This is a genomic window from Synechococcus sp. PCC 6717, assembly GCF_022698185.1.
Classification (GTDB): Bacteria; Cyanobacteriota; Cyanobacteriia; order Thermosynechococcales; family Thermosynechococcaceae; genus Thermosynechococcus; species Thermosynechococcus lividus.
Genome location: NZ_JAKLTV010000024.1, coordinates 1 through 24,774, shown reverse-complemented (window position 1 = coordinate 24,774; position 24,774 = coordinate 1). Strand labels below are relative to the sequence as shown.

Here is a 24,774-nt window from a genome sequence, read left to right as displayed (position 1 = left end):
CTACTCTATTACGGATCCCCGAAAGTGATGCAAAATCAGGCATAAAAACCAAGGTTCGTCCCTCGGCCACTGTGAACATAGGCCAATTGCTCATACTTTTGGGCATGGCTAATCAGCTCCGCTGCCTCTGTTTCACTGACCTCTCGCACTACTTTGGCGGGAACACCGACCACCAGCGATCGCGGCGGCACATCTTTACTGACGACTGCCCCTGCACCTACAATACTGCCGCTGCCGACTCGCACGCCGTTGAGCACCACCGCCCCAATGCCGATCAGGCAGCCCAATTCAATGGTGGCACCGTGAATCACCGCCCGATGCCCTACCGTTACATAGTCTCCTAAAATTGTGGGTTGCCCCGGATCCCCGTGGAGGATGGCACCATCCTGAAGGTTGGTGTGCTCGCCCACCTCGATATATTCCACATCCCCCCGCAAAACTGCCCCATACCAGAGGCTACAGCCTGTCCCTAGGCGGACATCGCCAACGAGGGTGGCATTGGGGGCAATAAAGGCGGCGCGATCGCCCACCACTGGCGGCCAAAAGGAACTGGGTGCAGAGATAGCCATAATATCCCTCGGAAAACTGTTTTAGCGGTGCAATTGTTTATTGCCCAAAGGTCAGCGATCGCCCTCGCACAGCGGTATTGACCTTGCCTTGGCGAAACACGATTTCGCCGTTGACAATGGTAACGACCGGCCAACCCGTGAGGGACCACCCCTCAAAAGGACTCCAACCGCACTTTGTCAGCAACTCCTCCCGCAGCACAGGACGATAGGTCTGCAAATCCACTAACACCAGATCGGCATCGTATCCAGGCATAATCTGGCCTTTGCGGGGAATTTGGTAAGCAGCGGCGGGGGCGGTTGCCATCCAGCGCACCACTTGGGGAACACTGCAGCGCCCAGCCATGGCTTGGGTGAGCATCAGCGGCAGTGAGGTTTCCACCCCCGGCATACCGGAGGGGCTTTGGGGGTAGGGCTGGGCTTTTTCCGTGAGGGTATGGGGGGCATGATCCGTCGCAATAAAGTCAATCACACCATCAAGCAACCCCTGCCAAAGCTTCTGGTTGTCTAGTTCTGTGCGCAAGGGGGGGTTCATTTGGGCAAGGGAGCCAATGGTCTCGTAGGCAGCGGTCGTCAGCAGGAGGTGCTGGGGCGTTACTTCCGTCGTCACCCACGGCGGTTTATTCTCCCGCAGAAAATCCACTTCAATCCCCGTTGACAGGTGGAGAATGTGCAGACGACGCTGGTACTTGCGCGATAGCTTAACGGCCAGCTGGGTGGCGTTGAGGGCGGCAATATCGTCTTGGATTTGCGAGTGAACCGCCACATCAGTGATGCCAGCAAACTCTTGACGGCGTGCCTGAATGCGGCCTTGATCCTCGGCATGAACCGCAATGAGGCGATCGCCCTCGCTAAAGATACGATCCAAAATCGGCTCTTCATCCACCAAGAGGGGGCCGTGCATTGACCCCATGAAAATCTTAATACCGCAGACCGGCTTCACGCTGTTGAGAACAGCAAGATTGTCTTTAGTGGCACCAATAAAAAAACCATAGTTGACGACTGACTTGGCCGCCGCCCGCGCTAACTTATCGTCTAAGCTGGTCTGGTCAATCGTGAGTGGACGGGTATTCGGCATCTCCAGAAACGAGGTGACCCCCCCCTTCGCACAGGCACAACTGGCCGTAAACAAATCCTCTTTGTGCTCAAGACCCGGTTCACGAAAATGCACCTGTGGGTCAATGACGCCCGGTAGGAGGGTTAACCCCGTCGCATCAATCACTGTATCCTCGGCGGTGACCGTGACCCTATCCGCCACCTCCACGATGCGATCGCCCTCTAGGCGCACCTCTTGTTGACGCAGTTCCCCCTCAGGGGTACAGATGACGGCATGTTGGATTGCGATCGCCACGGTGTGTTTTTGTCCTCATTGAGCTTTCCTCAATCCTAGTGGAACCCCGTGAGCCACCGCTAGAGGCAGCAAACTATAAAAATCAGTAATACTTATGGTGATAAAAATTTGCCGCAGATCTATCTTCGCAACGGAAATAAAACCCTTATACTGAAGAGCGTGTCTGTAGGTAGGGTGCGGCTCATCGCTATGGAATCCGGTATTGACTTACAGGGGCAGTTTATTGCTGCTCTTGAAACCTTGGGACTCAATCACGATCTGGCCAAGCTACTCTGGCTCCCCTTGCCAATGCTCATTATGCTTGTGGTGGCCACCGTGGGGGTATTAGTCGCGGTCTGGCTAGAGCGGAAAATTTCAGCCGCAGTGCAGCAGCGCATTGGGCCGGAATACATTGGGCCGTTGGGGATTTTAGCCCCTCTGGCGGATGGTCTAAAACTTCTATTTAAGGAAGATATTTTACCCGCTAACAGTGACCCGTGGCTGTTCACCCTTGGGCCAGCGGTGGTGGTGATTCCCGTCTTTTTGTCCTATATCATTGTCCCCTTTGGCCAAAACCTGCTGATCTCCAATTTGGCGATGGGGGTGTTCCTTTGGATTGCCCTCTCCAGCATTGCGCCGATTGGCTTACTGATGTCTGGCTACGCCTCCAACAATAAGTATTCACTGCTGGGGGGGCTACGGGCAGCAGCGCAGTCCATTAGCTATGAAATCCCCCTCGCCCTAGCGGTACTGGCGGTTGCCATGATGTCCAACGGCTTGGGCACCGTTGAAATTGTCCAGCAGCAGTCCGAGTACGGCATTCTCAGTTGGAATGTTTGGCGGCAGCCGATTGGCTTTCTCATTTTTTGGATTGCCGCCTTGGCAGAGTGCGAGCGCTTACCGTTTGACTTACCGGAGGCCGAAGAGGAACTGGTGGCAGGGTATCAAACCGAGTATCCGGGGATGAAGTTTGCTCTATTTTACCTCGGAGCCTACGTCAATCTGGTACTGTCCGCCCTACTAGTCAGTGTCCTGTACTTTGGCGGTTGGGACTTCCCCATTCCGCTGCACTTTATTACCGATGCCCTTGGCGTGCTGGAAACAAACCCCTTTCTTCAGATTGCCTTTGCGGTTCTCGGTATTACAATGACCCTCCTGAAAGCCTATTTCTTTATCTTTTTGGCCATTCTCTTGCGCTGGACGGTGCCCCGGGTTCGCATTGACCAACTCTTGGATTTGGGATGGAAATTCCTCTTGCCCGTTGGCCTTGTCAACCTTTTGCTCACCGCTGGCCTCAAGTTAGCCTTTCCCGTCGCCTTTGGCGGTTAGTCGTTTACCTTCTGCGATGAGGTACAACCATGAAATTCCTCAACAAAATTAGCAACTACGCCAAAGAAGCCGTACAGTCAGCCAAATACATTGGTCAGGGATTATCGGTCACCTTTGACCATATGCGCCGCCGACCAGTGACTGTGCAGTATCCCTACGAAAAGCTCATTCCGTCAGAGCGTTTCCGAGGACGCATTCACTTTGAGTTTGATAAGTGTATTGCCTGCGAAGTGTGTGTGCGGGTGTGCCCTATTAACCTGCCTGTGGTGGATTGGGTCTTTAACAAGGAAATTAAAAAGAAAGAACTCAAGCACTACAGTATTGACTTTGGGGTGTGCATCTTCTGTGCGAACTGTGTTGAGTACTGCCCCACAAACTGCCTATCGGTTACGGAAGAGTACGAACTGGCCACCTACGATCGCCACGAGTTGAACTACGACAGTGTGGCCATGGGGCGGATTCCCTATAAAGTCACTGATGACCCAATGGTGACCCCAATCCGTGAATTTGCCTACTTACCTGCGGGTGTGCTCTCGGGGCACGATCTGCCCGCAGGTGCACAGCGGGCGAGCGAGACAGCGATCGCCGCTGCCAATGAATCAACTGAGAACTGAACTAGGAGCCGCTGCTGTGGACTTAGCCACCCTGACCCAAACAATAACCTTCTTTGCCCTCTCTGGTGCGGTGATTGTAGCCGCTTTGGGGGTTGTTCTCCTATCGAATGTTGTTTATTCTGCGTTTTTGCTCGCTGGTGTGTTCATCAGCATTTCCGGCTTATACATTCTCATGAACGCCGATTTTGTGTCGGCGGCGCAGATTTTAATTTACGTTGGCGCCGTGAATGTCCTGATTTTGTTTGCGATCATGCTAGTGAACAAGCGGGAAGAGTACACACCCGTAGCCGGGCGATGGCTGCGGCAGGGGGGAGCAGCAGTTGTGGCTCTAGGGGTCTTTGCGCTGTTAACTAAGACGATTTTGCAAACCCCCTGGCAAATTAGCGACCTGCCCCCCACCAGTGACAGCATTACAACCATTGGCCAGCACTTCTTCAGCGACTTCTTGCTGCCCTTTGAGCTAGCGTCGGTGTTGCTCTTGATGGCATTAATTGGTGCAGTGGTGCTAGCACGGCGCGAATTGGTGCTAGAGCCAGAGCCAATCTTTGGGGAAGAGGTCGTCCCGCCCTTGGAATTGCCGGAACGCCCGCGGGAACCAGTAGCTCTGTCTGAAAAGTAAGGGATTTAGTATGCAGTTAACCTATATCTTAATTTTGGCAGCACTCCTCTTTTGTATTGGTATCTACGGTCTGGTCACCAGCCGTAATGCCGTACGGGTGCTGATGTCGATTGAACTGTTGCTCAATGCTGTTAACCTGAACCTCATCGGCTTTGCCAACTATCTTGATGGCCAGCAAATTAAGGGTCAAGTGTTTGCAATCTTTGTGATTACCGTGGCGGCAGCGGAGGCAGCGGTAGGCTTGGCCATTATTTTGGCTATCTATCGCAACCGCGACACCGTCGATATGGAGAAGTTTAATCTCCTGAAATGGTAGTTGGGGAACTGTTGCATAACCTGCTGCGTCTATAACGAAAAACAGTTATCGATTGAAGGGCAGTAACCTATGACGGCGCGTCAACAGCTTGGAAAGTCTGTCACCTACTTGTCATTAATGGCACTGGGTGCAGCAGCAACAATGTTTGCGACTCAGTTTATGCCCTTGGGAACGTCTCTAGAGTCTCCCACCCTTGCCCAGCTACCAGCCCCGCTGCCGGCGGGAAACGATATTAACTTTATTKCCCGCGCGGTCGAGCAGGTGGGGCCAGCGGTAGTGCGAATTGATGCGTCGCGCACAGTGCAAAGCAGTGTCCCCCCCATATTTAATGATCCCTTTTTTCAAGAGTTTTTTGGGCCAATGATGCCACCGCGATCGCGCGAAGAGCGAGGTCTAGGGTCTGGTTTTATTATCAGTAGCGATGGGGTAATCCTCACCAATGCCCACGTCATTGACGGTGCTAACCGTGTCCGCGTCACCCTCAAGGATGGCCGCACCTACGACGGGCAAGTAATTGGCCAAGATCGCCTGACGGATGTGGCGGTGGTCAAGGTGAATGCCACCAATCTCCCCGTGGTGCGTTTGGGAAATTCTGATACTCTGCGCCCGGGAGAGTGGGCGATCGCCATTGGCAATCCCTTGGGGCTAGATAACACGGTTACCGCAGGGATTATCAGTGCCACGGGGCGTTCTAGCGGCGATGTGGGAGTGCCCGACAAGCGGGTTGGCTTTATCCAAACCGATGCGGCCATTAACCCCGGTAACTCCGGTGGGCCGCTCCTCAACCAGCGCGGGGAAGTCATTGGCATCAACACCGCTATTATTGGGGGTGCCCAAGGCTTAGGGTTTGCCATTCCCATCGCAACTGCCCAGCGCATTGCCAACCAACTTATTGCCAATGGGCGCGTGGATCATCCCTTCTTGGGCATTCGTATGACGAACTTAACCCCAGAGGTGCAGCAACGGCTGAACACAACCCCCAACAGTCCGGTGCGGGTTCAGGAAAGCTCAGGGGTGTTAATTTTTCAGGTGTTGCCCAACTCCCCAGCGGCTCGCTCTGGCCTGCAAGCGGGGGATGTGATTAAGCGTATTAACGGCCAGCCGATTGCCAAGGCGGATCAAGTGCAGCAAATGGTGGAAAGCACCGGCATTGGTCGCACGATGGATATGGAAATTCGCCGCCGTGGCCAAACCTTGACGGTGTCTGTGCAACCTGCTCCTCTGCCGGCTCAAGCCAGTCGCTAGGGTGCTCACAGCGGTTTTGCTAATTCCGACGGGAATTGGTGCAGCCATTGGCGGCTATGCCGGAGATGCGATTCCGGTGGTTCGCGCCATGGCTCAGGTGTGCGATCGCCTGATTACCCATCCCAACGTGCTCAACGGCGCCATGCTGTACTGGCCGTTGGCCAATGTTTGGTACGTTGAGGGCTATGCCTTAGATCAGTTTGCAGCGGGGGAGTGGGGGTTGCGATCGCCGCGCCCCAACCGCATTGGTTTAGTTTTGGATGCTGCCCTAGAGCCAGATCTAAAACTCCGCCATCTTCAAGCAGCGGCAGCCTGCCAAACGACCCTAGGCTTAACCCTGACAGAGAGCATCACTACCGATAGACCGCTGGGGGTCTGCTTACAAACCGCTGCGTCAGGCGCTACGTGGGGAACCCTCAAAGAACCTGGGAGCCTGCTGCGGGCGGCGGAACGCCTAGTCCAAGAGGCCAACGCCGAGGCGATCGCCATTGTCAGCCGTTTTCCTGACGATCTGGGTAGTGCTGCCCTCCACAACTACCGCAGCGGCCATGGGGTCGATCCCCTCGCAGGGGCAGAAGCCGTCATCAGCCATTTGGTCGTACAACACCTACAGGTGCCTGCCGCCCATGCCCCAGCACTACAACCCTTGCCCCTAGATGATAGTGTTCATCCCCGCGCCCTTGCCGAAGAAATTGGCTATACCTTTTTGCCCTCTGTTCTCGTTGGACTCAGCCATGCCCCCCGCTATACCCTTCAGCCTGAGGCTGATACGCTATGGCAAACTGCCGTTGATGCGGTGATTTCGCCAGCCACTGCCTTGGGTGGCCGCGGCCTGCTCGCCTTGGCACGGCAGGGCACCCCGATTCTCAGCATTGCCAATAATACAACCACATTGGCGGTCACTGCAGAGGGCTTGGGTCTGGACACCATTCCCTGCCAGTCCTACGCCGAAGCCATTGGCTTCCTCGCGGCCTTAAAAGCAGGGGTTAACTGGCAGACCTTACTCAATCAAATCTCAATCAAATCTAAGGGGCAGCAGCCAAATTCCTAAGCCGCTCAATGGCCTCATCCAACAGTGCCAGCCCCCCTGCCACGGTTTCAATGCGGCAGAGTTGACTCCGCAGTTCTGCCGCCGCCGCAAACCCCTTGGCATACCATGTCAAATGCTTACGGGCTTGGCGAATCCCCCGCTCGCCCTTGTCCTCCCACAGGGCAATAAGGTGATCTCGGGCGCATTGGAGTCGCTCGATCACCGTAGGGGCGGGCCGCTGTTGGCCAGTTTTCAAAAAATGATCAATTTCCCCCACCAAGAAGGGATACCCCATCGTCCCCCGGGAGCACATCACCCCGTCGGCACCGGTTTGCTCAAGGCACTGTACCGCTGCCTCTACCGAGAAAATATCACCATTGGCAATGACCGGAATTCGCAGATGCTGTTTAACGCGGCCAATCCACTCCCAGCGCGCAGCACCATTGAAGCCTTGGGCACGGGTACGGGCATGAATGGTGATCATGGCGGCTCCTGCATCTTCCATAGCCTTGGCAAAGTCAAGAATGTTAATCTCCTGATCACTCCAGCCTAGGCGGGTTTTCACCGTCACTGGCACGGAAACTGCCGCCGATACGGTGCGCACGATCGCCGCTGCGGTGGGAACATCTCGCAACAGGGAGGAACCTCCGCCATTCTTTGTGATTTTATTGACTGGACAGCCCATGTTGATGTCCACGGTGTCTGCCCCTTCCGCCACCGCCTTGATGGCTGCTTCCGCCAAAAAATCGGGGCGACAGTCAAACAGTTGAATACTGATGGGGTGCTCGTTGGCATCCACTTCCATGATGCGGGGCAGCGTTTTCAGGTAGTGCAGGCCAGAGGCACTCACCATTTCGGTGTACATCATTGAGTCTGGCGCATACCGCCGCACCAATCGCCGAAACACTAAATCGGTAACCCCAGCAAGGGGAGACTGAAATACACGACTGTTGAGGGTAACCGTGCCAATTTGTAGGGGGGTTGCCAACCGTGACCTTAGCTCTGGAGAGAGTGCCAGCATGAGCAGTGCAATGAACGGTGCTCTGGAACTTCGGATCTCTATTGTCCGCCAAGGAGTTCCGGTTCGGCAATGCTGCTTTGGCGTACCCCTTGGACAATGTACCAGTTCAAAAACACACTACAGCACTGTAGCGCCAGTTCGGAGTATCCCCGCTCGATCAGCCACTGCAAGAAGGGTGCCATCGTTTTTTCGTTTAGCTGCCCCCACAAGGACAAGATCCCCCAAAGCCACCAATGGAAAACCGTGCGTTGCACCATCAGTCGCACCGCAAAGGTGGGATGCTTTTTATAAAAAAGGGCACCGGTTTTTCCGCGCTGAATGGCTTTGCTGACCAAGTAGGGCAATTGCTCTAGGGTAAAGGGCGGATGGACATGGTAACCGATGGCTTGGGGGGCTTTAGCTAAGCGAACACCAATATTTTTGAGCCGCAGCCCAAGTTCTAGATCATGCCACCCATACCCTTTGAAGTCTGTGTCAAAGAGGCCGACCTCGAACAGCAGGTGCTTGGCGATCGCCACATTTTTGGTATCAAAGAATGCCGCTGAAAAATCGGTGATTTTGGCTGGGGTGCGGGTTGGGTCTTCTAGGTTACAGGTTTCAATGCAGTGGCCGTAGGTAAATACTTTGTCGTCGCCGTACTGAGCGTAGGCGCGGTGTAGTGCTTCGGCATGACCTTGGAGAAAGTGGGGCGTGGCAATGAGGTCACTATCGACAAAAAGGATAATGTCTCCCGTTGCCTTTTCGACCCCAAGGTTACGGGCAGCGGCCGGGCCTGTATTCTCTTTCGTGAACCAGCGCACATGGGGCAAGTCTTTTTGGTTGGCCTCTAGCCACGAAAGGGTGTCATCCGTTGAGCCATCATCGACGACAATAATTTCATAGCCCTCTAGCAGTTCAGTATTGTAAGTTTGCTGCTCGAGAGCTTGTAGCGCTTTGGCCAACAGCGATCGCCGATTGTAGGTAGGAATAACAACACTAAAAAACATTCTGATTGCTGAATGGGTTCCCAACACTAATTATCCTAGGTCAGCCCCAACAGTGGGGCAGTAACGGTCAGCATAAGCACCGCCAGTAGTGCGCCTGTGGTGGTATTAATACCATTCACTACCTCGTTACTCAGCCAAGTATAACGCTCTTGGAGGGTTGCCCCAACGACGCTTTCCACAAGATTCGCAAGAAAGGCCGCCAATATGCAGATCGGCACCGCGATCGCCGCCATTAATCCCAGCTCCCACCCCAGCCCAGCAATGAGCGCCGCCCCTAGGAATCCCGCCAGCGTTCCCTCTAGACTGACAGCCCCCTCTGTTCCCCGCGGCACGGGTTGCAGGGTTGTAATCAAAAACGTCCGCTGACCGTAGGCTTTCCCCACTTCACTGGCACAGGTATCGAAGAGTTTAGTACTAAAGCTGGCAACAAAGGCCACGAGTAATAGGTCGTGCCCCTTTGGCAGTAGCGGGATCAACAGGGCACACACTGCCCCCGTCAAGGCTGACCCCCACACATTCTCTGGTCCCCGGGCACCCTGCCGTTTTTCAGCAATGCCCGCCGCTTGTTTTTGCGCCATGCCAACCCGCGTCACCGCTGAACCCACTAAAAAGTAAACTATAACCACCAGATACCCTCGCCAGCCAAGGGTGCCCCAGATCAGCACCCCCAGTAGCCATGCATGAAGCAGTCCGGCAAGGGTGAGCAAGGTTTGGCGGCTCAAGAGGCCAAGGCCCGCTAAGGCTGTGTTGAGGAGAATTCCCACCAGCCACGGCGGTGTGGCCACCATAATATCCAGTAGTTGATTCACCGTGGTGTGCAATGCTTCGAGCTTCAGCCAGTCCTTATCATACCCTGCGGCTGCAAGAGTGCCACAATAGCAAGGGGGCGCAGGGTATGGGAGGTATCGATCTGCCACGGTGTTGTTTGGGAGGTTATACAGCGTGTCCCCACTCTCGACGTTGAATGGATCGGATGCCACCTCGGCAACGGTGCTGCTGCGGGTGTCTGGCTTGCGTTGCGCAGGCTGTGTGCGCTCCCTAGAGCGACAGTTAGAGCAGTTGCCCGGAGTCACTGCGGCGGCGGTCAATTTAGTGACGGGCACGGCCATTGTTACCTACGGGTCAAGCCTGACAAGTCCAGACGCGATTGTTCAGCACATCAATCAGGGGACGTTTCAAGCCGCACTGGTGGCACCGAATGCACCGCTGCAACTGCCACCCCCTTCAGACGGTAAACCTCTCGCCGCCTTGGCGATTGGGCTGTTGATTCTCTCTAGCCTCGGCCATGGTATTCACCTGTTGCCCGGCCACTGGCCGATGTTGGAAACGATGGTGTTGCATTGGGGGTTGGCTACCCTAGCGTTGCTGCTGCCAGGGCGCGATATTGTCCGAGAAGGGATCAAGGGGCTGTGGCACGGTCGCCCGAATATGAATACCCTTGTGGCCTTGGGGGCGTTGGCTGCCTATGGTACGAGTACGGTGGCGTGGCTATGGCCGCAATTGGGGTGGGACTGTTTTTTTGATGAGCCGGTGATGATCTTGGGGTTTATCCTCTTGGGGCGCACCCTAGAGCAGGGGGTGCGGCAACGGGCGCAGCAGGGGTTGCGATCGCTTCTGGCATTGCAGCCCCTTGAAGCCACATGGTTGCCCAGTTTAGAGTGCCGGGAACCGTGGCCCATTCCAGTGAGCCAAATTCAGGTGGGAGACTGGCTCTGGGTGGCCGCAGGGGACACCTTTCCTGCGGATGGCACCATTGTGGCGGGCGAAACCTTAGTGGATGAGTCCATGCTCACCGGGGAAGCCACACCTGTCCTCAAGGGACTAGGCGCAACAGTTTTGGCGGGCAGTCGTAATCAAGCTGCCGCCGTGACGATTCGGGTCGAGCGGTGTGGGCAAGCCGCCTTTCTTGGTCAAATTTTAGAGTTGGTACTACAGGCTCAAAACCGCAAGGCTCCTGTCCAGAGAGTGGCCGATAGGGTTGCGGGCTATTTTGGCTATGGGGTTTTGGCCTTGGCTGCTGCTACAGGGCTGTTTTGGTGGGCGATCGCGCCCCATTTTTGGCCAAATCTCACAACACCACTGTTACCCTTGAAACTGGCCTTGAGTGTGTTAGTCATTGCCTGTCCTTGCGCCTTGGGGTTAGCCACCCCCATTGCCCTCTTGGTGGGCACCAGTCGCGCGGCGGCCAACGGTGTGGTTATCCGGGGGGGCGATGTCCTTGAGCGTAGCCAACACCTGACCACCATTGTCTTCGATAAAACGGGCACCCTAACCAGCGGTCAACTCGAGCTAGAGGCTGTGACCCGCTACGGTTCCCTTGAGGAAGAGGAGGTGCTCACGGTGCTTGCTAGCCTAGAGCAAGAGAGTTCCCATCCCCTTGCCCGTGCCATTCAGCGCGCCCATGGTTGCGCTGAGCTACTAGCCGTAACCGATCTCACCACTGAGTTGGGGCTAGGGGTCTGCGGTTGGATTGGCGAGCACTACTACCAAGCCGGGCGCTTAGCATGGCTCGAGCGCCAAGGAATTGACTGCCGTGATGCCCACCCAAGCACAACCCACGTTGCCTTAGCCTGCGATCGCCAGTTGGTTGCTGTGTGCACCTTTCGCGATCGCCTGCGCAGCGATGCCATCGAAACCGTAAAAGCCCTAAAAAACCAAGGTTTCGCCGTGCACGTCCTGACAGGGGATACCGCACATGCCACCCAGCCGTTACTGGCCCCCTTGAACCTGCCAGCAGATGCCATTCACACCGATCTACAACCCCATGAGAAGTTAGCCTTAATTGAGGCATGGCAAGCAGCGGGAGAAACCGTTGCCATGGTGGGGGATGGCCTGAATGATGCCCCTGCCCTCACCACTGCCGCCGTTGGCATTAGCTTGGCCAGTGGTACAGAGGTCGCCATTGAAGCAGCGGATGTGATTCTTGTCCGTAACCAGCTTAGTGATCTGCTAACGGTGTTGTCCCTGAGCCGTGCCACCTTTGCTAAAATTCAACAAAATTTGCTCTGGGCGGTAGCCTACAATCTGGTGGGGTTACCCGTTGCGGCTGGTGCCTTGCTCCCCTTGTGGGGGGKGAGCTTGACACCAGCGGTGGCAGCCGCTTGCATGGCGTTTAGTTCCATTGCGGTTGTTGTCAACTCACTTTGGGGTATCAATGCCTTTACTCGTTCATATTCTTATAGGTCGCTACTGCGGACGGTGAAATCTGATTCAAGTATCGGAAAATCCAATACTTAAAGACAGTATCGAGCATAACCGGAAAAGTGGCAATGAACATATTGATAAAATCCTCATTACGGGGAAAGCCAAAATGTTCAAGAGTGTTATTCACTAAAACCTCCCAGCCATGGGGGGAGTGAAAACCGACAAAAACATCAGTAAATAAAATAATCACAAAGGCTTTGGCACTATCACTCAGACCATAGACAACTTCATCTAAAAAGGCTTTAACAATAGCCAGTTGCCGCTGTCCTGTAAACACCAGCGTTAAGAACACTGAAAAACCCAGCGCATCGGACAGAATATTTTTTAGGGGTTCAATAAGTTCTTTTTGGTACTCTGTCGATAGCTCAATCGCTTTCTCACGAATACGAGCCTGAATCTCTGCGGATGAAACCGCTACATTACCAACAAGACTTTCAAAACGAATCTTGTTTTCAAACCGTGCTAGCTCATCGAGAATATTATCTTCAAGTTGAGAGTTAATAATGCGCTCAATTTGCCCCACTGCCTTAAAGTGATTCACGAGGGGGCTAACAATTAGTGCTTTAGAAATCTGCTGTGTCAGCAAGGGCAAAATGATGAGAAGTAATAGAAATCGAACAGCTAAGCGAGTTCGTAATTTTGACGTGCGAAAATCCCGCACAACTTCGGTTTCAGTGGTTTCATCAGAGTTGAGTTCACGACGAAAACGATCGGCGGTTCGTAAAATTGAGCGGGGAATAAAGCTACTGCTGTCAAGCTTAGAGTCGTCGGTTAAATCATCATTAATATATTCCGATAGATACAGTGAATCATCCTCGACACGATCTAGCGCTGCCGATCGCTGTCGTTGGTCAGGGTCTTGGTGACTAAGGCTGGGACGGGCAAGGGCATTCAGTTCTCGTTCCCGCTGTCGGCGATAGCGGTTAAGAGTGGCATCAATCACTCGTAGTTTTTCATAGACGGTTGGTTCTGGGGTATCCTCGCTGGCGGTGGCTGTAACCGTGTAGGTTGCTGCTGAACCATTGCGCTCTACACCAGAAACTGGGCGACGACGCTCAGGGCTGGGGGACAGGGGCAAAAACTGACGGCTGGCGCGGAATTCTGTCATCCGCATCCGAATGGTCTTCAAACGTTGTTTTAGCTCTGTTTCAAAGTAGTTGGAGACTTCCCCAAGGGGCAAATTGAGCGGACTAATGGGTTGCCCATCGAAGTGTTCGAGCTCAATTTTACGAATGCTGAGAGCAGCCTCGTAGGCTTCTTGCAGTGCCCGCTCCGGAGTTGTTAGGTACCACTGTTCTGCACGCTTAATCCATTGTCCAAGGCGGGCAAGGGGGTTACTGGACATTGTTCCTCTCGGCAGTTGTTCAACACGCCACGTACGAAGTTATGTAAAAGCTATGTAGTAGGATCGTACCAACTTAATTTTAGTGAGTGTCGTCTTGCGTGTTGCGGTGGATTAGTGGCGGCAGCCGCAGTGGTAAAACCCACACCCTCGTTGGCTACATTGCCGAATGGCTACAGGCGCAGCAGATCCCAGAGCAGCCAAAATGTCCGCCCTACATTTCCTGTGAGCGATCGCTCCTGTTGTTAACCGATACTGGCGAAGGACGAGACCATCTCAGCACCCAACTTGAGCGCAAACTCGGTGCCGGTTACTTTCCCTATATCACGACACCGCTTGGCTTTATGCAGGATGAGGTGATGCTGTTTTGGCCCCTGTTAGTCAAGCTCAACGCAGTGGCTGCCCGTCCACCCCTACGGTTGGCAACGGAACTGGAACTTCTTTGGGCGAAGGCACTGTGGCACTCAGACTTAGAGCAAAACACCTTTGCCGCACTCAGTAACAATCGCGATCGCGCCGTGCGCCATTTGCTGGATATTTTCCAGTTAGCGGCCTTTGCGGGTATGGATCTGCCAGAGATTCCCACCGTCATGGCCGATCACGGGGTGGCCGTTGCCCCAGAAACGATGGCAGCCATTGTGGCGGTGCTGAGTCGGTGGCGACATTGGTGTACCCAACATAGCCTGCTGACCTATGGCATCATCGCGGATTTATTTGGCCGGGTACTCCTGCGGCAGCAAGACTATCAACTTTCGCTGCGGCGGCGGTTTCGTGGCATTGTGGCCGATAACATCCACAACTACCCTGCCCTTGTTGCTGATCTATTGGGGCTGCTGGCCAGTGGCATTCCTCCTGAGATCCCTGTCCCGCCAGATATTCCCAGACAGGCGGTCACCATGGTTCTGAGCCACCAACCCACTGGTGTAGTGCGCCTAGGGCTTGGGGCGGATCCCGATGCGTTTTTGGCCTTGAAGGCAAGGGCGACGGTGGAGGAACTGCCGCCCCCCCAGCAAACAATCCTCGGTATTGGCGACCCTAGGATTCGTGTTGCCGAACTCCTGACAACCCCACAGCCACAGTTGCCGCCGCAAATTGTAACGCTGCAAACCACCTCCCGCATGCAGTTACTCAGCCAAATCTGCGCGACAGTGACCCAGGCAGTGCGCAGCCAGCAGGTCATGCCGCAGGAGATTGCCATCCTTGGTCCGGGGATCGATACCATTGCCCGCTATGTCCTCACCACGGAGCTAGGCCAGCAGGGGATTCCCGTCGTTGTTCTCAACGATCAACGGCCGTTAATTCAATCACCCTACGTGCGTGCCCTCTTAACAGTGCTGATGTTGGTCTATCCGGGGATCAGTCTGGAGTGCTCAGCGGGGGCGATCGCCGAACTATTGGAGGTGTTCCACGCCAAAAACCATGAGATTGATGCGGTGCGGGCAGGTCTGTTAGCCGCCCATTGTTTGCAGCCACGCCCCCTCAAACTCTTAGCCGCTAGCCACTATAGTCGCTGGGATCGCTTGGGGCATCGAGCCAGCACTGCCTACGAAACCTTTCGCACGTGGCTCAGTAGCCTACCGACAACCCAGCCCCCCACAGCTGTGATGGATGCTGCCATTCAGCGCTACCTCTGGCCACAAAATTTACCGGCAACCGAATTGGCTGCCCTACGGTCTCTCCTAGAGAGCGCCGCGGACTACTGGCAGGTCTGCGAGCACCTGCATACCCTGACCCCCCCTGAGCAGCGGCTGGAGGAATGGATTCGCTTGCTGCGACGGGGCACCGTAACGGCTGATCCGCCCCCCTTGCACCCCCCACCCCAAGGGGTTCTATTGGCAACGACATTTCAGTATCGCAGCACACAGCAAGCCCATCGTTGGCATTTTTGGCTAGACGCTAGCAGCCCTCGCTGGCAAGATGGTGGCCTGCAAACCCTGTGGCAAGCCCCTATGTTTCTACGTCAAGGCACCGCCAGTCCCAGTGCCTTGGTATGGCAGTCTGAATCAGAGCGATTGCAGCAGCTACTGGTTGATCTGTGCTTGCGGGTGGGCGATCGCCTCTACCTGTGCCATAGTGACCTTGCAGCCAACGGCAAAGAACAGGACGGTCCACTGCTGGCATTCGTCGATTTGGCGGCAGGTTCCATGGATGGGAGTATGATAGATACAGCCAATTCCCAACTCGGCAAGCCGAAACAGCAATAGCCACCGGACGTTACGTGCGCTTGCTGATAGGGTGCTGTAACGCCATCGGGCAAACCAACTAGGGAGACCACTGCTTGTCGCCACGCTTTTCACTGACTACACCGCTTTACTATGTCAATGCCTTACCCCACATTGGCAGCGCCTACACAACCATTGCTGCCGATGTCGTTGCTCGCTTTTATCGTCTCCAAGGGTATCATGTGCGCTTTATCACCGGTACGGATGAGCACGGCCAGAAAATTGAGCGCACCGCCCAGCAGCGCGGCCTCACGCCCCAAGATCACTGCGATGAAATTGCCGCTGGCTTTGAAGCCCTGTGGCAGCAGTTACACATTACCTACGACCGCTTTAGTCGCACCACCAGTCCGCGCCACCATGCCATTGTTCGGGAGTTCTTCCAGCGGGTGTGGGACAACGGCGACATTTATCTAGGGCAACAACAGGGGTGGTACTGCGTTGAGTGCGAAGAATTCAAAGAAGAGCGGGAATTACTCGAGGGACAGCGCTGTCCCATTCATGTCAATCGGCCAGTGGAGTGGCGCGATGAACGGAACTACTTTTTCCGTTTGTCGACGTACCAAGATGCACTGCTGACCTACTACGCCACCCATCCTGACTTTGTGCAGCCCCGCAGCCGCCGCAATGAAGTCCTGAGTTTCATAGAGCAGGGGTTGCAAGATTTTTCGATTTCGCGGGTGAACCTTGACTGGGGCTTTCCGGTACCCACCGATCCAGAGCATACCCTTTACGTTTGGTTTGATGCCCTCCTAGGGTATGTCACCGCACTGTTAGAGCCGGAACAGGAACCCACCCTAGCAAATGCACTAAGCACATGGTGGCCGATTAACTTGCACATTATTGGCAAGGATATTTTGCGCTTCCATGCCATTTCCTGGCCGGCTATGCTCATGTCGGCAGGGTTACCGTTGCCCGAGCAAATTTTTGTCCATGGGTTCCTCACGAAAAACGGTCAGAAAATGGGGAAAAGTTTGGGGAATACCCTCGATCCCGTTGCCCTAGTGCAGCAGTATAGTGCGGATGCCGTTCGCTATTACTTCATGAAAGAAGTAGAATTTGGCCGCGATGGTGACTTTAGCGAAACTCGCTTTGTGAATATCCTCAATGCCGACTTGGCCAACGATATTGGTAACTTGCTCAACCGCACCCTMAAAATGGCATGGAAATATACTGGCGGCGAGGTGCCCGCCATTGACATCCATGCCATTGCGCCAGAGCATCCTCTCCGGCAATTGGCAGAGCACGTGAGCCAGTCCTACGGGACGGCTTATCGGCGCTTAGCCTTCCACGAGGTCTGCCAACTCGCCTTGGGGTTGGCGCGATCGGGAAATAAATTCTTAGATGAAGAAGCACCGTGGAAGCGGGCAAAAGCTGGGGAGATGAATGCCGTGGCAGAAATTCTCTATTGTGTTCTAGAGGCCGTACGTTTACTAGCCTACGTACTTGCGCCCATTATCCCCCACTTGAGTGAAGCTATCTATCAACAGTTAGGTTATAGTGTTAATTTTAATGGATCAGTGATCGACTCAGCATTGTTGGCCGATAGTCAGGCGCACTGGGGGGTTCTGCCTGCCGGTCAGCCCTTGTCTCAGCCAGCGCCAGTATTTCAAAAGCTCTCAGTCCTAGCTCCAGTCCCCAGTGACCCGAACTAGGCTAGAGTAATACCTTTATTTACATAAAACATTTTTTTGAGATGGTTTTTGCATGGTTACATCTTCTACATCTGTGATTTACAGTCCTGAACACGTGCTGCAAAATCGGGGTCGGATTGCCATTTTTATTGATGGTTCAAATCTATTTTATGCAGCATTGCAATTGGGTATTGAAATTGACTACTCAAAGCTGCTTTGCCATCTGACCCAAGGCTCTCGTTTGTTTCGTTCCTTTTTCTATACTGGAGTTGATCCCTCCAACGAGAAACAGCAAGGGTTCCTCTTATGGATGCGGCGCAATGGCTACCGGGTTGTCTCTAAGGAACTTGTGCAGTTACCCGATGGCTCTAAAAAAGCCAACCTAGATGTTGAAATTGCCGTTGATATGATGGCCTTAGTGGGGTGTTATGACACAGCCATTCTAGTCAGTGGCGATGGAGATTTGGCCTATGCGGTTGATGCAGTCAGTTATCGGGGAGCACGGGTCGAGGTGGTCAGTTTGCGCTCGATGACCAGCGATAGCCTTATTAACGTTGCCGATCGCTACATTGACCTTGAAAGTATTCGCGAAGACATCCAAAAAGCACCGCGGACAACCTATACCTACCGCCCTTTAACCGGTGGATTGACACCTCCGGAGCTATCGAGTACATCATGGGAAGACAATGTCTCTGAGTCTGCGAATGCTGGAACATCGCCGCTGGAACCGTTGGACAATTTGGACAATAATGCCCCTGCTTAGGCTTGTCCTCCTCGGCAGTTTGGCGGGGTGTGGCTGGGTCGATGCTTGGATTGGCGACGAACCCACCCCAGAGCCAGAAGTGACCGGAGCAGTTCGCTTGCAAAACCTGACCCTGCAGCAGACGGATGATCAAGGGCAGATTCTCTGGTTACTACAGGCAGACGGTGCTCGCTACAGTGATGGGGGTCTCCAGCAAATTGAGATCGACAATTTGCGCGGGGATCTGCGGGTGGCGGGCAAGCCCACTTACACCCTAGAGGCGAAAGCCGTCAAGGTTCGGCAGCGCAATGACCAACTCTGGATTGAGGGGCGAACCACGGTGACCGATGTTGCGGCTAGGGGAACGATTGTTGCGGATCAGTTTGTGTGGCGGGGCGATCGCGCCCTACTGCAAGCGCAGAAAAACCTACAAATTCGCTATCCGCAAGTGGCTATCACAGCGCAACGGTTAGAAGCAGACAGTCAACGCCAAGAACTGCGAGCACTGAGGGCGGTGCAGGTCACGTCCAGCCTGCCTGAAGCACAAGATCTGCGCCTCAGCACCGATGTCCTCGTGTGGCAACAGGAGCAGGAGCGCCTCTTGGCCGGTGTGGGGGGGGCTGGAGGGGTTACAGTCGTAGGCGTTGCTGGCGATCGCCTCCGTGCCCAAGAAGCCGAATGGTCAATTCCGCAGCAGCAGGTCGCCCTACGGCGATCGGTACAGGTGGACTTGCAGGAACCTAGGCTCTTGGCTCGGGGAGAGCTGATCCAGTGGCGGATCGACCGTCAGCAAATCATCAGTGATGCCCCCCTCACCGTCGAATACCCCTCCCAAGGGATCACAGGCCAAGCCCGTCGCGGTGTTCTCTTTTTAGACGATAATCGCGCCATCTTTGAGAATGCACGCTTACAAAGTCAGCCCCAAGCGGCGCAACTACGGGCACAACGCCTGACGTGGCGGATTCCTCAACAACAGGTGGAGGCCAGCGGCCACGTCGAAATCCAGCGGCCTAATGCCACCCTGCGCACGGCGCAACTGGTGTGGCGCATGCCCCAGCAGGAAGTCGAAGCCCAAGGCGGCGTGTTTTATCACCAAGCCAACCCGCGTATTCAGGTGCGCGGCCAGCAAGCTAAAGGCTGGCTCGATCGCCAAGAAGTCATTGTTACGGGTCGGGTGCAAACCCAAGTCCCGGTTCAGTTGCGATTGCCCTAAAAGTGATTTCATAATGTCTAAATCCTAGAAACGATTTATTACTAACCGCAATGATTATTGGGCGCAATTGCTAGAATCGCAACACCATCGTTCCTTAGGTCAAGGAGTTATTCATAATGCTGCGCCCTTCCTTTGCCCTCCTCGGAGCCGCTACCCTCGGTTTGACAGTAGCGATCGCCCCCCCGGTTCTAGCAGAGCGGGAAGTTGAAGTTGCCCGCGATAGCCGGGGCCGCGTTTATACTGCAGACATGGATTCGCGCCGCTTTTACACCAACAGTAATGGCATCACCCAAGTGGACTTTAGCCTTTCCACCCGTGGGGATGACTATTGGCATAAGGCAACAGCCTCCTGTAATCCCTACGATGTCAAAAGTGAGTACTACAGTTGGGATTGGAGCGGTACCAAGAGCTATCCCCCCGGTACCGTTGGCGGTGATATTGCCCGCGCTGTTTGCCGTCGCTAAATTGCTAACTAGTAAGAATCCTAGGGTGTATAGATCCCACACTGTCGAACTACCAAGTGTTGGGATTGGGTGGTTCTGGAGCAGGCATCGGATCAACTGGAGCCATACGTGAAGGACTGGTAGCTCCCTGAGCCTGGATTGGCCCATTGTAGTCAATCCGGATCATCGGGTTTGCCGAATCTGGATTCACCGTCACAATACTTTCAATGGTGGGCGGTGCTGCTGGCGGCCCCCCTAAAAACCGAAAGGTAAAGGAGCCATCGCCATTCTCAACAAAAGGCGACTGACTGGCAGGCCCAAACATCGACTCTTCAGCACGGTAGCGACTAAGCCCCCCGTTGGCGCGTTCTGCGGCTTGTCGCGCCCAGTTCCGTGCTCGCTGTAGAACTGGGTTGTCAACCCCAAAGGGATTGAAGGTCTGTGACGGAGGGGCTGGCGAGAGTTGTGCAAAGGCAGAGGAGATCCCCATCAATGTGCCACACAGGATCAGACTAGGTATGACTGGACGCAGTAACATGATCAACCTCTCACCATTCAAATATATTTTTGGACATTTTTATCGTATGTCTTGGACGGAGGAGGTAAGTGCGCAGTTCCATCCCATGCAGCCAATGCCAATAGCTGCTATAGCGTAAAAGCTACAAAACTTACAAGCTGTGGCCAGTAACATTGGGGGTGAAGTCAAGATGTCCGAAATTATTACACTTTGATACAATAGTTAAATGCTAGGCTAATTAAGATCGCACCGTGCAATATCTTCACGTTGCGGTAGGCTTTTTTATTTGTAACCGTAGGGGCATGATTTGAGTCAACCTATGAGTGATGAAACCATAACCAATTCTGTCACTGATGCTTCGGAGCCACTGGCTACCGATACAGCGATCGCTAACGAAGCAGAGACTGAAACGGCAGACACAGCAGAAACCGTTGAAACGCCTGACGCTGTAGCGGCAGACACCACTGCTGCTGACTCAGCAGACGATCGCGCAGACTTGCTCGAAAAAATTGCCGCCCTAGAAGCCGCGCAAGCAAGTCTCTCCCAGCTTGTTGAAGAGCGGAACACTCAGTACATGCGCCTAGCCGCTGACTTTGAAAACTTTCGCAAGCGGACACAGCGGGAAAAGGAAGAGCTAGAGGTGCAAATTAAATGTAAAACCATCTCGGAGCTACTGCCTGTCGTCGATAGTTTTGAGTTAGCGCGTACCCATATTCAGACGGCCACGGAAGCAGAGGAAAAAATCCACCGCAGCTATCAAGGGGTGTATAAGCAGTTAGTGGACTGCCTGAAGCGTATTGGGGTTTCTGCCATGCGACCGGAAGGAAAACCCTTTGACCCCAACCACCACGAAGCGGTGATGCGAGAACCCACCAGCGAGCACCCTGAAGGAACAGTCCTAGAAGAATTGAAGCGGGGGTATATGCTCGGAGACCGCGTGCTGCGACACGCCATGGTTAAAGTGGCAGCAACGCCAGAAGAGGACGGTGGCAGCGAGATGAATCCGACCAATGATGTCACGGATGTGTAAGCAAAATGCCGCGCCGCTACTACATCACGACGTTTGGCTGTCAAATGAACAAGGCCGACTCCGAGCGGATGGCCGGCGTTTTAGAGGCTATGGGCTTAGAGCCGGTTGCTGAGCCAGATCAGGCAGATGTGTTACTCTACAACACCTGCACGATTCGCGATAACGCAGAGCAAAAACTCTACTCCTACCTTGGCCGCCAAGCAAAGCGTAAGCACCAAAACCCCAATCTAACGCTGGTGGTGGCAGGCTGCGTTGCACAGCAGGAAGGAGAGCAGCTCCTACGGCGCGTGCCGGAAGTCGATTTGGTGATGGGGCCACAGTACGCCAATCGCCTTGGTGAACTTCTAGAGCAGGTGTGGAGCGGCAGCCAAGTCGTGGCTACGGAACCTCTGCACATTGTCGAAGACATTACCAAGCCCCGTCGCGACAGTACGGTAACGGCGTGGGTGAATGTCATCTACGGCTGTAACGAGCGCTGCACCTACTGTGTGGTGCCGGGGGTTCGGGGTCAGGAACAGTCCCGTACACCCGCTGCCATCCGTGCAGAAATTGAGGAACTGGCTGCGCAAGGGTATCGCGAGGTAACGCTCTTGGGGCAAAATATCGATGCCTACGGTCGAGATTTGCCCGGAATTACGCCGGAGGGTCGCCGCCAGCATACGTTTACGGATTTGCTCTACTACATTCATGATGTGGCCGGCATTGAGCGCATCCGCTTTGCCACCAGTCACCCCCGCTATTTTACAGAGCGGTTGATCCGAGCCTGTGCCGAGTTGCCCAAGGTGTGCAAGCATTTTCACATTCCCTTTCAATCGGGCAATAATGACATCCTCAAGGCAATGGGGCGGGGCTATACGCGGGAGCGCTATCTGCACATTATTGACACCATTCGCCGCTATATGCCCGATGCAGCAATCAGTGCCGATGCCATTGTGGGCTTTCCGGCAGAAACAGAGGCGCAGTTTGCCGACACCCTTGATTTAGTCGCAACGGTGGGGTTTGATCAGTTAAACACCGCGGCCTACTCCCCCCGTCCGAATACGCCGGCGGCCACTTGGCCGGACCAAGTGCCGGAGGCGGTGAAAGAGGATCGCCTTCAGCGGCTCAATCATCTTGTAGCAACTGTGGCGGCTGACCGCTCCCAGCGCTATCTGGGACGCACAGAAGTGGTTTTAGTGGAGGGGGTGAACCCCAAAGACCCCACGCAGGTCTATGGCCGCACGGATGGCAATCGTCTCACCTATTTACAGGGAGAGATCGAAGCGTTGCGGGGGCAGTTGGTGCGTGTCCAGATTACGGAGGCTCGTGCTTTTAGTTTGAGTGGGGAACCTTTAGAGCCATTGCCACGGACGCCAGCACCTCTTGCCGCCACTGGGCATTAAGTTTGCGATCGCTGTGGAACTCTAGCAGCTGTACCTTGGCAGCCGACCCATCTTGGAGGTGCTTCTCAAGGTCTAGGGTGTCCTCAAGGGTGTGGTAGGGCACACCATAGGCCGCGGCAAGATGGCTTAAGGTAGCGGTTTGGGGAGTGGCAAAGAAGGTTTCAAAGGGTGGCTCAAACGCATGGATAGGTAGGTGCTCAAAAATGCCGCCCCCCTGATTGTTGATGACGACAACTGTGAGGGAGCCGTGGAACTGTGGTGTAATGAGCCAGCCATTGGTATCGTGAAGACAGGCCAGATCGCCGGTAATCAGAACCGTGGGCTGGCCGCGGTGGGCGGCTCCTAAGGCACTAGAAAGGGTGCCATCAATGCCATTGGCACCGCGATTAAAGTAAAAGCGATAGTGGCGATCGCTAGCGACCCAAACACTTTCAACATCCCGAACCGGCATACTACTGGCCACAAACACTGCTGTATTGCTGGGAAGAATCTGGCTGAGGCGGTGAATTAGTTTGACATCGCAGTGCCAGTCAATGGCATCTAGGGTTGCCGCCAATGCGTTGGCGATGCTCTTGTCAAGATAGAGCCACTGATCTAGGTAGGCGGAGGAAGGGGTGGGTGAGCGGCGCTCAGGCGACACCACTGGCGATAAGTGCACTGGATCCACCGCTAGGGTAACACTGCGACCGTGGAGGGGATTATTGTTATCGGCAACTGCATCCAAACACCAAATCAACGGATCTGCTTGCTTGAGCCACGCCCGTAGGGGCTTACTGGTGGGAAGAGGCCCCAATTGCAGAACAGCGGTTGGGCATAGTGCGTCTTGCACGTGGGGCGATCGCAACAATAGATCGTAGTGGGCAATCACATTTGGGCAGCCGTAGTGCCGTAAGGGGGAGAGGGCATCGGCGAGAATCGGCCACTGTAAGTAATCACTCAGGCGTGCAACAGCGGTGGCATAAGTGTGGGGCTGCGGCGTATGACTAGGCCCGGCAATAATGAGTCCCTTGGGATGACGTTGCCAGTCTGACCACGGTAAGGCAGTCGGAATAGGCACAAGTGGGCAAGGTGGTTTGAGGGCGCGAAAAAACCCCATTTCTTCTAGGGTTGGAGCGATAAAGCTGGCATCCACCACTGGTGCTAGGGGTTCGGCGAAGGGAATATTCAGGTGCACAGGCCCCGGATCCGGCCACAGGCAGCGCTGCCAACAGTGGCTGAGGGTTTGGCGCAGGTAAGGCATAAGAGTTAGTTCTGGCAGACTCAGTTCCCGAAACTCGCGCACATAGCAGCCGTACAGACGCACTTGATCGATGGTTTGTCCGGCTTGGCAGCCTCGCAACTCCGGTGGGCGATCGGCGCTCAGAACAACAAGGGGCAGATGACTCAGGCTAGCTTCAATGATGGCTGGGTAAACGTTCGCCGCTGCTGTGCCCGAGGTACACACTAAGGCCACAGGGGTTCCTTGCTGCTGAGCCAGCCCTAGGGCAAAAAAGGCAGCAGAGCGCTCATCCAAAATGGGAATGGCCTCTAACTGGGCATGAGCCGCCGCTGCAACGGCCAACGGCCCCGATCGCGATCCTGGGCAGACCACAACAGTACCCAATCCCAGTCGATAGAGGGTTTCAAAAAGAACACTGGCCCAAAAAACATTCAGATTTTGCGTCAGGAGCATGGGCTACTCCAAAGTTGACTTCTCCCCTCCTTGAAAGAGAGGGGATTCCCAAAGGATGCTACGCAACGGGCTGAAGCCGCGTTGCTTCGCTTTTCCCTTGAGCTGTCACCCACAACTTAATGCGGGTGGGGGCAGTCAAAGACCCCCTACTCACCTCAAGCATTTCTGCTATTGGGACTACGTTTATGTTTCGGTCCGTGGTTTCGCTCTTCCGATCTCACTAGCCAATTCGATACGCTCAACATCCTGCCATTGCTTGCAGTGGTTTAGGCTTGCCGCCAAAGCGGTAGTGACTTACTTGCCGGGATTTAGATCGGAAG

The 24,774-nt window shown here is 54.6% G+C and carries 22 protein-coding genes; 14 read left to right on the top strand and 8 right to left on the bottom strand.

What is annotated here, in order from left to right; all coding sequences use genetic code 11:
• Window positions 1-35: 35 nt before the first annotated feature.
• The gene (locus L5470_RS09950; protein ID WP_499499755.1) at window positions 36-569 is read right to left on the bottom strand and encodes a gamma carbonic anhydrase family protein; all 534 of its coding nucleotides are present in this window, start codon (window positions 567-569) and stop codon (window positions 36-38) included.
• A gap of 37 nt (window positions 570-606) precedes the next feature.
• Window positions 607-1,917: a dihydroorotase gene (locus L5470_RS09945; RefSeq protein WP_499499753.1), complete on the bottom strand. Its 1,311-nt coding sequence runs from the start codon at window positions 1,915-1,917 to the stop codon at window positions 607-609.
• Between the two features lie 189 nt (window positions 1,918-2,106).
• Between L5470_RS09945 and nuoH the strand changes: the two genes are divergently transcribed.
• From nuoH to L5470_RS09915, 6 genes are all read left to right on the top strand, one after another.
• Complete coding sequence (nuoH, locus tag L5470_RS09940) at window positions 2,107-3,225, top strand: NADH-quinone oxidoreductase subunit NuoH (protein WP_499499751.1); 1,119 nt, start codon at window positions 2,107-2,109, stop codon at window positions 3,223-3,225.
• A 29-nt stretch (window positions 3,226-3,254) separates the two neighbouring features.
• Window positions 3,255-3,839 (top strand): NAD(P)H-quinone oxidoreductase subunit I, encoded by a 585-nt coding sequence (ndhI, locus tag L5470_RS09935; protein ID WP_099799316.1) that lies wholly within the window; start codon window positions 3,255-3,257, stop codon window positions 3,837-3,839.
• A gap of 16 nt (window positions 3,840-3,855) precedes the next feature.
• Window positions 3,856-4,458: an NADH-quinone oxidoreductase subunit J gene (locus L5470_RS09930; RefSeq protein WP_099799315.1), complete on the top strand. Its 603-nt coding sequence runs from the start codon at window positions 3,856-3,858 to the stop codon at window positions 4,456-4,458.
• A gap of 10 nt (window positions 4,459-4,468) precedes the next feature.
• Window positions 4,469-4,774: an NADH-quinone oxidoreductase subunit NuoK gene (gene nuoK, locus L5470_RS09925; protein ID WP_099799314.1), complete on the top strand. Its 306-nt coding sequence runs from the start codon at window positions 4,469-4,471 to the stop codon at window positions 4,772-4,774.
• 117 nt (window positions 4,775-4,891) lie between these two features.
• Window positions 4,892-6,019, top strand: a complete 1,128-nt coding sequence (locus L5470_RS09920) for an HhoA/HhoB/HtrA family serine endopeptidase (protein ID WP_499499807.1) — start codon at window positions 4,892-4,894, stop codon at window positions 6,017-6,019.
• 1 nt (window position 6,020) lies between these two features.
• Window positions 6,021-7,070 carry a DUF3326 domain-containing protein gene (locus tag L5470_RS09915; protein ID WP_499499748.1) on the top strand — a complete coding sequence of 350 codons (1,050 nt, stop codon included), beginning with the start codon at window positions 6,021-6,023 and terminating at the stop codon, window positions 7,068-7,070.
• Here L5470_RS09915 and dusB read toward each other — a convergent pair.
• The 3 genes from dusB to L5470_RS09900 are packed head-to-tail and all read right to left on the bottom strand — an operon-like array spanning window position 7,045 to window position 9,844.
• Window positions 7,045-8,070 carry a tRNA dihydrouridine synthase DusB gene (dusB, locus tag L5470_RS09910; protein WP_499499746.1) on the bottom strand — a complete coding sequence of 342 codons (1,026 nt, stop codon included), beginning with the start codon at window positions 8,068-8,070 and terminating at the stop codon, window positions 7,045-7,047. The genes L5470_RS09915 and dusB overlap by 26 nt on opposite strands.
• Window positions 8,071-8,108: 38 nt before the next feature.
• On the bottom strand, window positions 8,109-9,056 hold the full coding sequence (locus L5470_RS09905) for a glycosyltransferase family 2 protein (RefSeq protein ID WP_099799311.1): 948 nt from the start codon (window positions 9,054-9,056) through the stop codon (window positions 8,109-8,111).
• A gap of 35 nt (window positions 9,057-9,091) precedes the next feature.
• On the bottom strand, window positions 9,092-9,844 hold the full coding sequence (locus tag L5470_RS09900; RefSeq protein ID WP_499499804.1) for a TIGR00297 family protein: 753 nt from the start codon (window positions 9,842-9,844) through the stop codon (window positions 9,092-9,094).
• A 154-nt stretch (window positions 9,845-9,998) separates the two neighbouring features.
• On the opposite strand from L5470_RS09900, the gene L5470_RS09895 reads away from it, so the two are divergent.
• Complete coding sequence (locus L5470_RS09895; protein ID WP_499499744.1) at window positions 9,999-12,293, top strand: heavy metal translocating P-type ATPase; 2,295 nt, start codon at window positions 9,999-10,001, stop codon at window positions 12,291-12,293.
• On the opposite strand, the gene pxcA is transcribed toward L5470_RS09895, so the two are convergent.
• The gene (gene pxcA, locus L5470_RS09890) at window positions 12,217-13,605 is read right to left on the bottom strand and encodes a proton extrusion protein PcxA (RefSeq protein ID WP_499499742.1); all 1,389 of its coding nucleotides are present in this window, start codon (window positions 13,603-13,605) and stop codon (window positions 12,217-12,219) included. The two genes, L5470_RS09895 and pxcA, sit on opposite strands and share 77 nt — an antisense overlap.
• 98 nt (window positions 13,606-13,703) lie before the next feature.
• On the opposite strand from pxcA, the gene L5470_RS09885 reads away from it, so the two are divergent.
• The 5 genes from L5470_RS09885 to L5470_RS09865 all read left to right on the top strand — a co-directional run bounded on the left by L5470_RS09885 (window position 13,704) and on the right by L5470_RS09865 (window position 19,874).
• The gene (locus L5470_RS09885) at window positions 13,704-15,806 is read left to right on the top strand and encodes a hypothetical protein (protein WP_499499740.1); all 2,103 of its coding nucleotides are present in this window, start codon (window positions 13,704-13,706) and stop codon (window positions 15,804-15,806) included.
• A 74-nt stretch (window positions 15,807-15,880) separates the two neighbouring features.
• A complete protein-coding gene (gene metG, locus L5470_RS09880; RefSeq protein ID WP_499499738.1) occupies window positions 15,881-17,476 on the top strand; it encodes a methionine--tRNA ligase in 1,596 nt (531 codons plus the stop codon).
• 52 nt (window positions 17,477-17,528) lie between these two features.
• Window positions 17,529-18,218: a LabA-like NYN domain-containing protein gene (locus tag L5470_RS09875; RefSeq protein ID WP_448513919.1), complete on the top strand. Its 690-nt coding sequence runs from the start codon at window positions 17,529-17,531 to the stop codon at window positions 18,216-18,218.
• On the top strand, window positions 18,142-19,410 hold the full coding sequence (lptC, locus tag L5470_RS09870) for an LPS export ABC transporter periplasmic protein LptC (RefSeq protein ID WP_499499735.1): 1,269 nt from the start codon (window positions 18,142-18,144) through the stop codon (window positions 19,408-19,410). Before L5470_RS09875 ends, lptC begins: the two co-directional genes overlap by 77 nt.
• Window positions 19,411-19,526: 116 nt before the next feature.
• Complete coding sequence (locus L5470_RS09865; RefSeq protein ID WP_499499733.1) at window positions 19,527-19,874, top strand: hypothetical protein; 348 nt, start codon at window positions 19,527-19,529, stop codon at window positions 19,872-19,874.
• Between the two features lie 49 nt (window positions 19,875-19,923).
• Here L5470_RS09865 and L5470_RS09860 read toward each other — a convergent pair whose 3' ends face one another.
• Complete coding sequence (locus L5470_RS09860; protein ID WP_198405999.1) at window positions 19,924-20,391, bottom strand: hypothetical protein; 468 nt, start codon at window positions 20,389-20,391, stop codon at window positions 19,924-19,926.
• Between the two features lie 298 nt (window positions 20,392-20,689).
• Between L5470_RS09860 and grpE the strand changes: the two genes are divergently transcribed.
• Window positions 20,690-21,400 carry a nucleotide exchange factor GrpE gene (gene grpE / locus L5470_RS09855; protein ID WP_099799306.1) on the top strand — a complete coding sequence of 237 codons (711 nt, stop codon included), beginning with the start codon at window positions 20,690-20,692 and terminating at the stop codon, window positions 21,398-21,400.
• A 5-nt stretch (window positions 21,401-21,405) separates the two neighbouring features.
• Window positions 21,406-22,782, top strand: a complete 1,377-nt coding sequence (gene miaB / locus L5470_RS09850) for a tRNA (N6-isopentenyl adenosine(37)-C2)-methylthiotransferase MiaB (RefSeq protein ID WP_099799305.1) — start codon at window positions 21,406-21,408, stop codon at window positions 22,780-22,782.
• On the opposite strand, the gene menD is transcribed toward miaB, so the two are convergent.
• A complete protein-coding gene (gene menD, locus L5470_RS09845; protein WP_499499730.1) occupies window positions 22,712-24,454 on the bottom strand; it encodes a 2-succinyl-5-enolpyruvyl-6-hydroxy-3-cyclohexene-1-carboxylic-acid synthase in 1,743 nt (580 codons plus the stop codon). The genes miaB and menD overlap by 71 nt on opposite strands.
• Window positions 24,455-24,774 lie beyond the last annotated feature (320 nt).

Coding starts and splice junctions, on each gene's coding strand:
- L5470_RS09950 (WP_499499755.1), bottom strand. CDS start 569: ATGGCTATCTCTGCACCCAGTTCCTTTTGGCCGCCAGTGGTGGGCGAT.
- nuoH (WP_499499751.1), top strand. CDS start 2,107: ATGGAATCCGGTATTGACTTACAGGGGCAGTTTATTGCTGCTCTTGAA.
- ndhI (WP_099799316.1), top strand. CDS start 3,255: ATGAAATTCCTCAACAAAATTAGCAACTACGCCAAAGAAGCCGTACAG.
- nuoK (WP_099799314.1), top strand. CDS start 4,469: ATGCAGTTAACCTATATCTTAATTTTGGCAGCACTCCTCTTTTGTATT.
- dusB (WP_499499746.1), bottom strand. CDS start 8,070: ATGCTGGCACTCTCTCCAGAGCTAAGGTCACGGTTGGCAACCCCCCTA.
- L5470_RS09905 (WP_099799311.1), bottom strand. CDS start 9,056: ATGTTTTTTAGTGTTGTTATTCCTACCTACAATCGGCGATCGCTGTTG.
- L5470_RS09900 (WP_499499804.1), bottom strand. CDS start 9,844: ATGGTGGCCACACCGCCGTGGCTGGTGGGAATTCTCCTCAACACAGCC.
- pxcA (WP_499499742.1), bottom strand. CDS start 13,605: ATGTCCAGTAACCCCCTTGCCCGCCTTGGACAATGGATTAAGCGTGCA.
- L5470_RS09875 (WP_448513919.1), top strand. CDS start 17,529: ATGGTTACATCTTCTACATCTGTGATTTACAGTCCTGAACACGTGCTG.
- lptC (WP_499499735.1), top strand. CDS start 18,142: ATGTCTCTGAGTCTGCGAATGCTGGAACATCGCCGCTGGAACCGTTGG.
- L5470_RS09865 (WP_499499733.1), top strand. CDS start 19,527: ATGCTGCGCCCTTCCTTTGCCCTCCTCGGAGCCGCTACCCTCGGTTTG.
- L5470_RS09860 (WP_198405999.1), bottom strand. CDS start 20,391: ATGTTACTGCGTCCAGTCATACCTAGTCTGATCCTGTGTGGCACATTG.
- grpE (WP_099799306.1), top strand. CDS start 20,690: ATGAGTGATGAAACCATAACCAATTCTGTCACTGATGCTTCGGAGCCA.
- miaB (WP_099799305.1), top strand. CDS start 21,406: ATGCCGCGCCGCTACTACATCACGACGTTTGGCTGTCAAATGAACAAG.
- menD (WP_499499730.1), bottom strand. CDS start 24,454: ATGCTCCTGACGCAAAATCTGAATGTTTTTTGGGCCAGTGTTCTTTTT.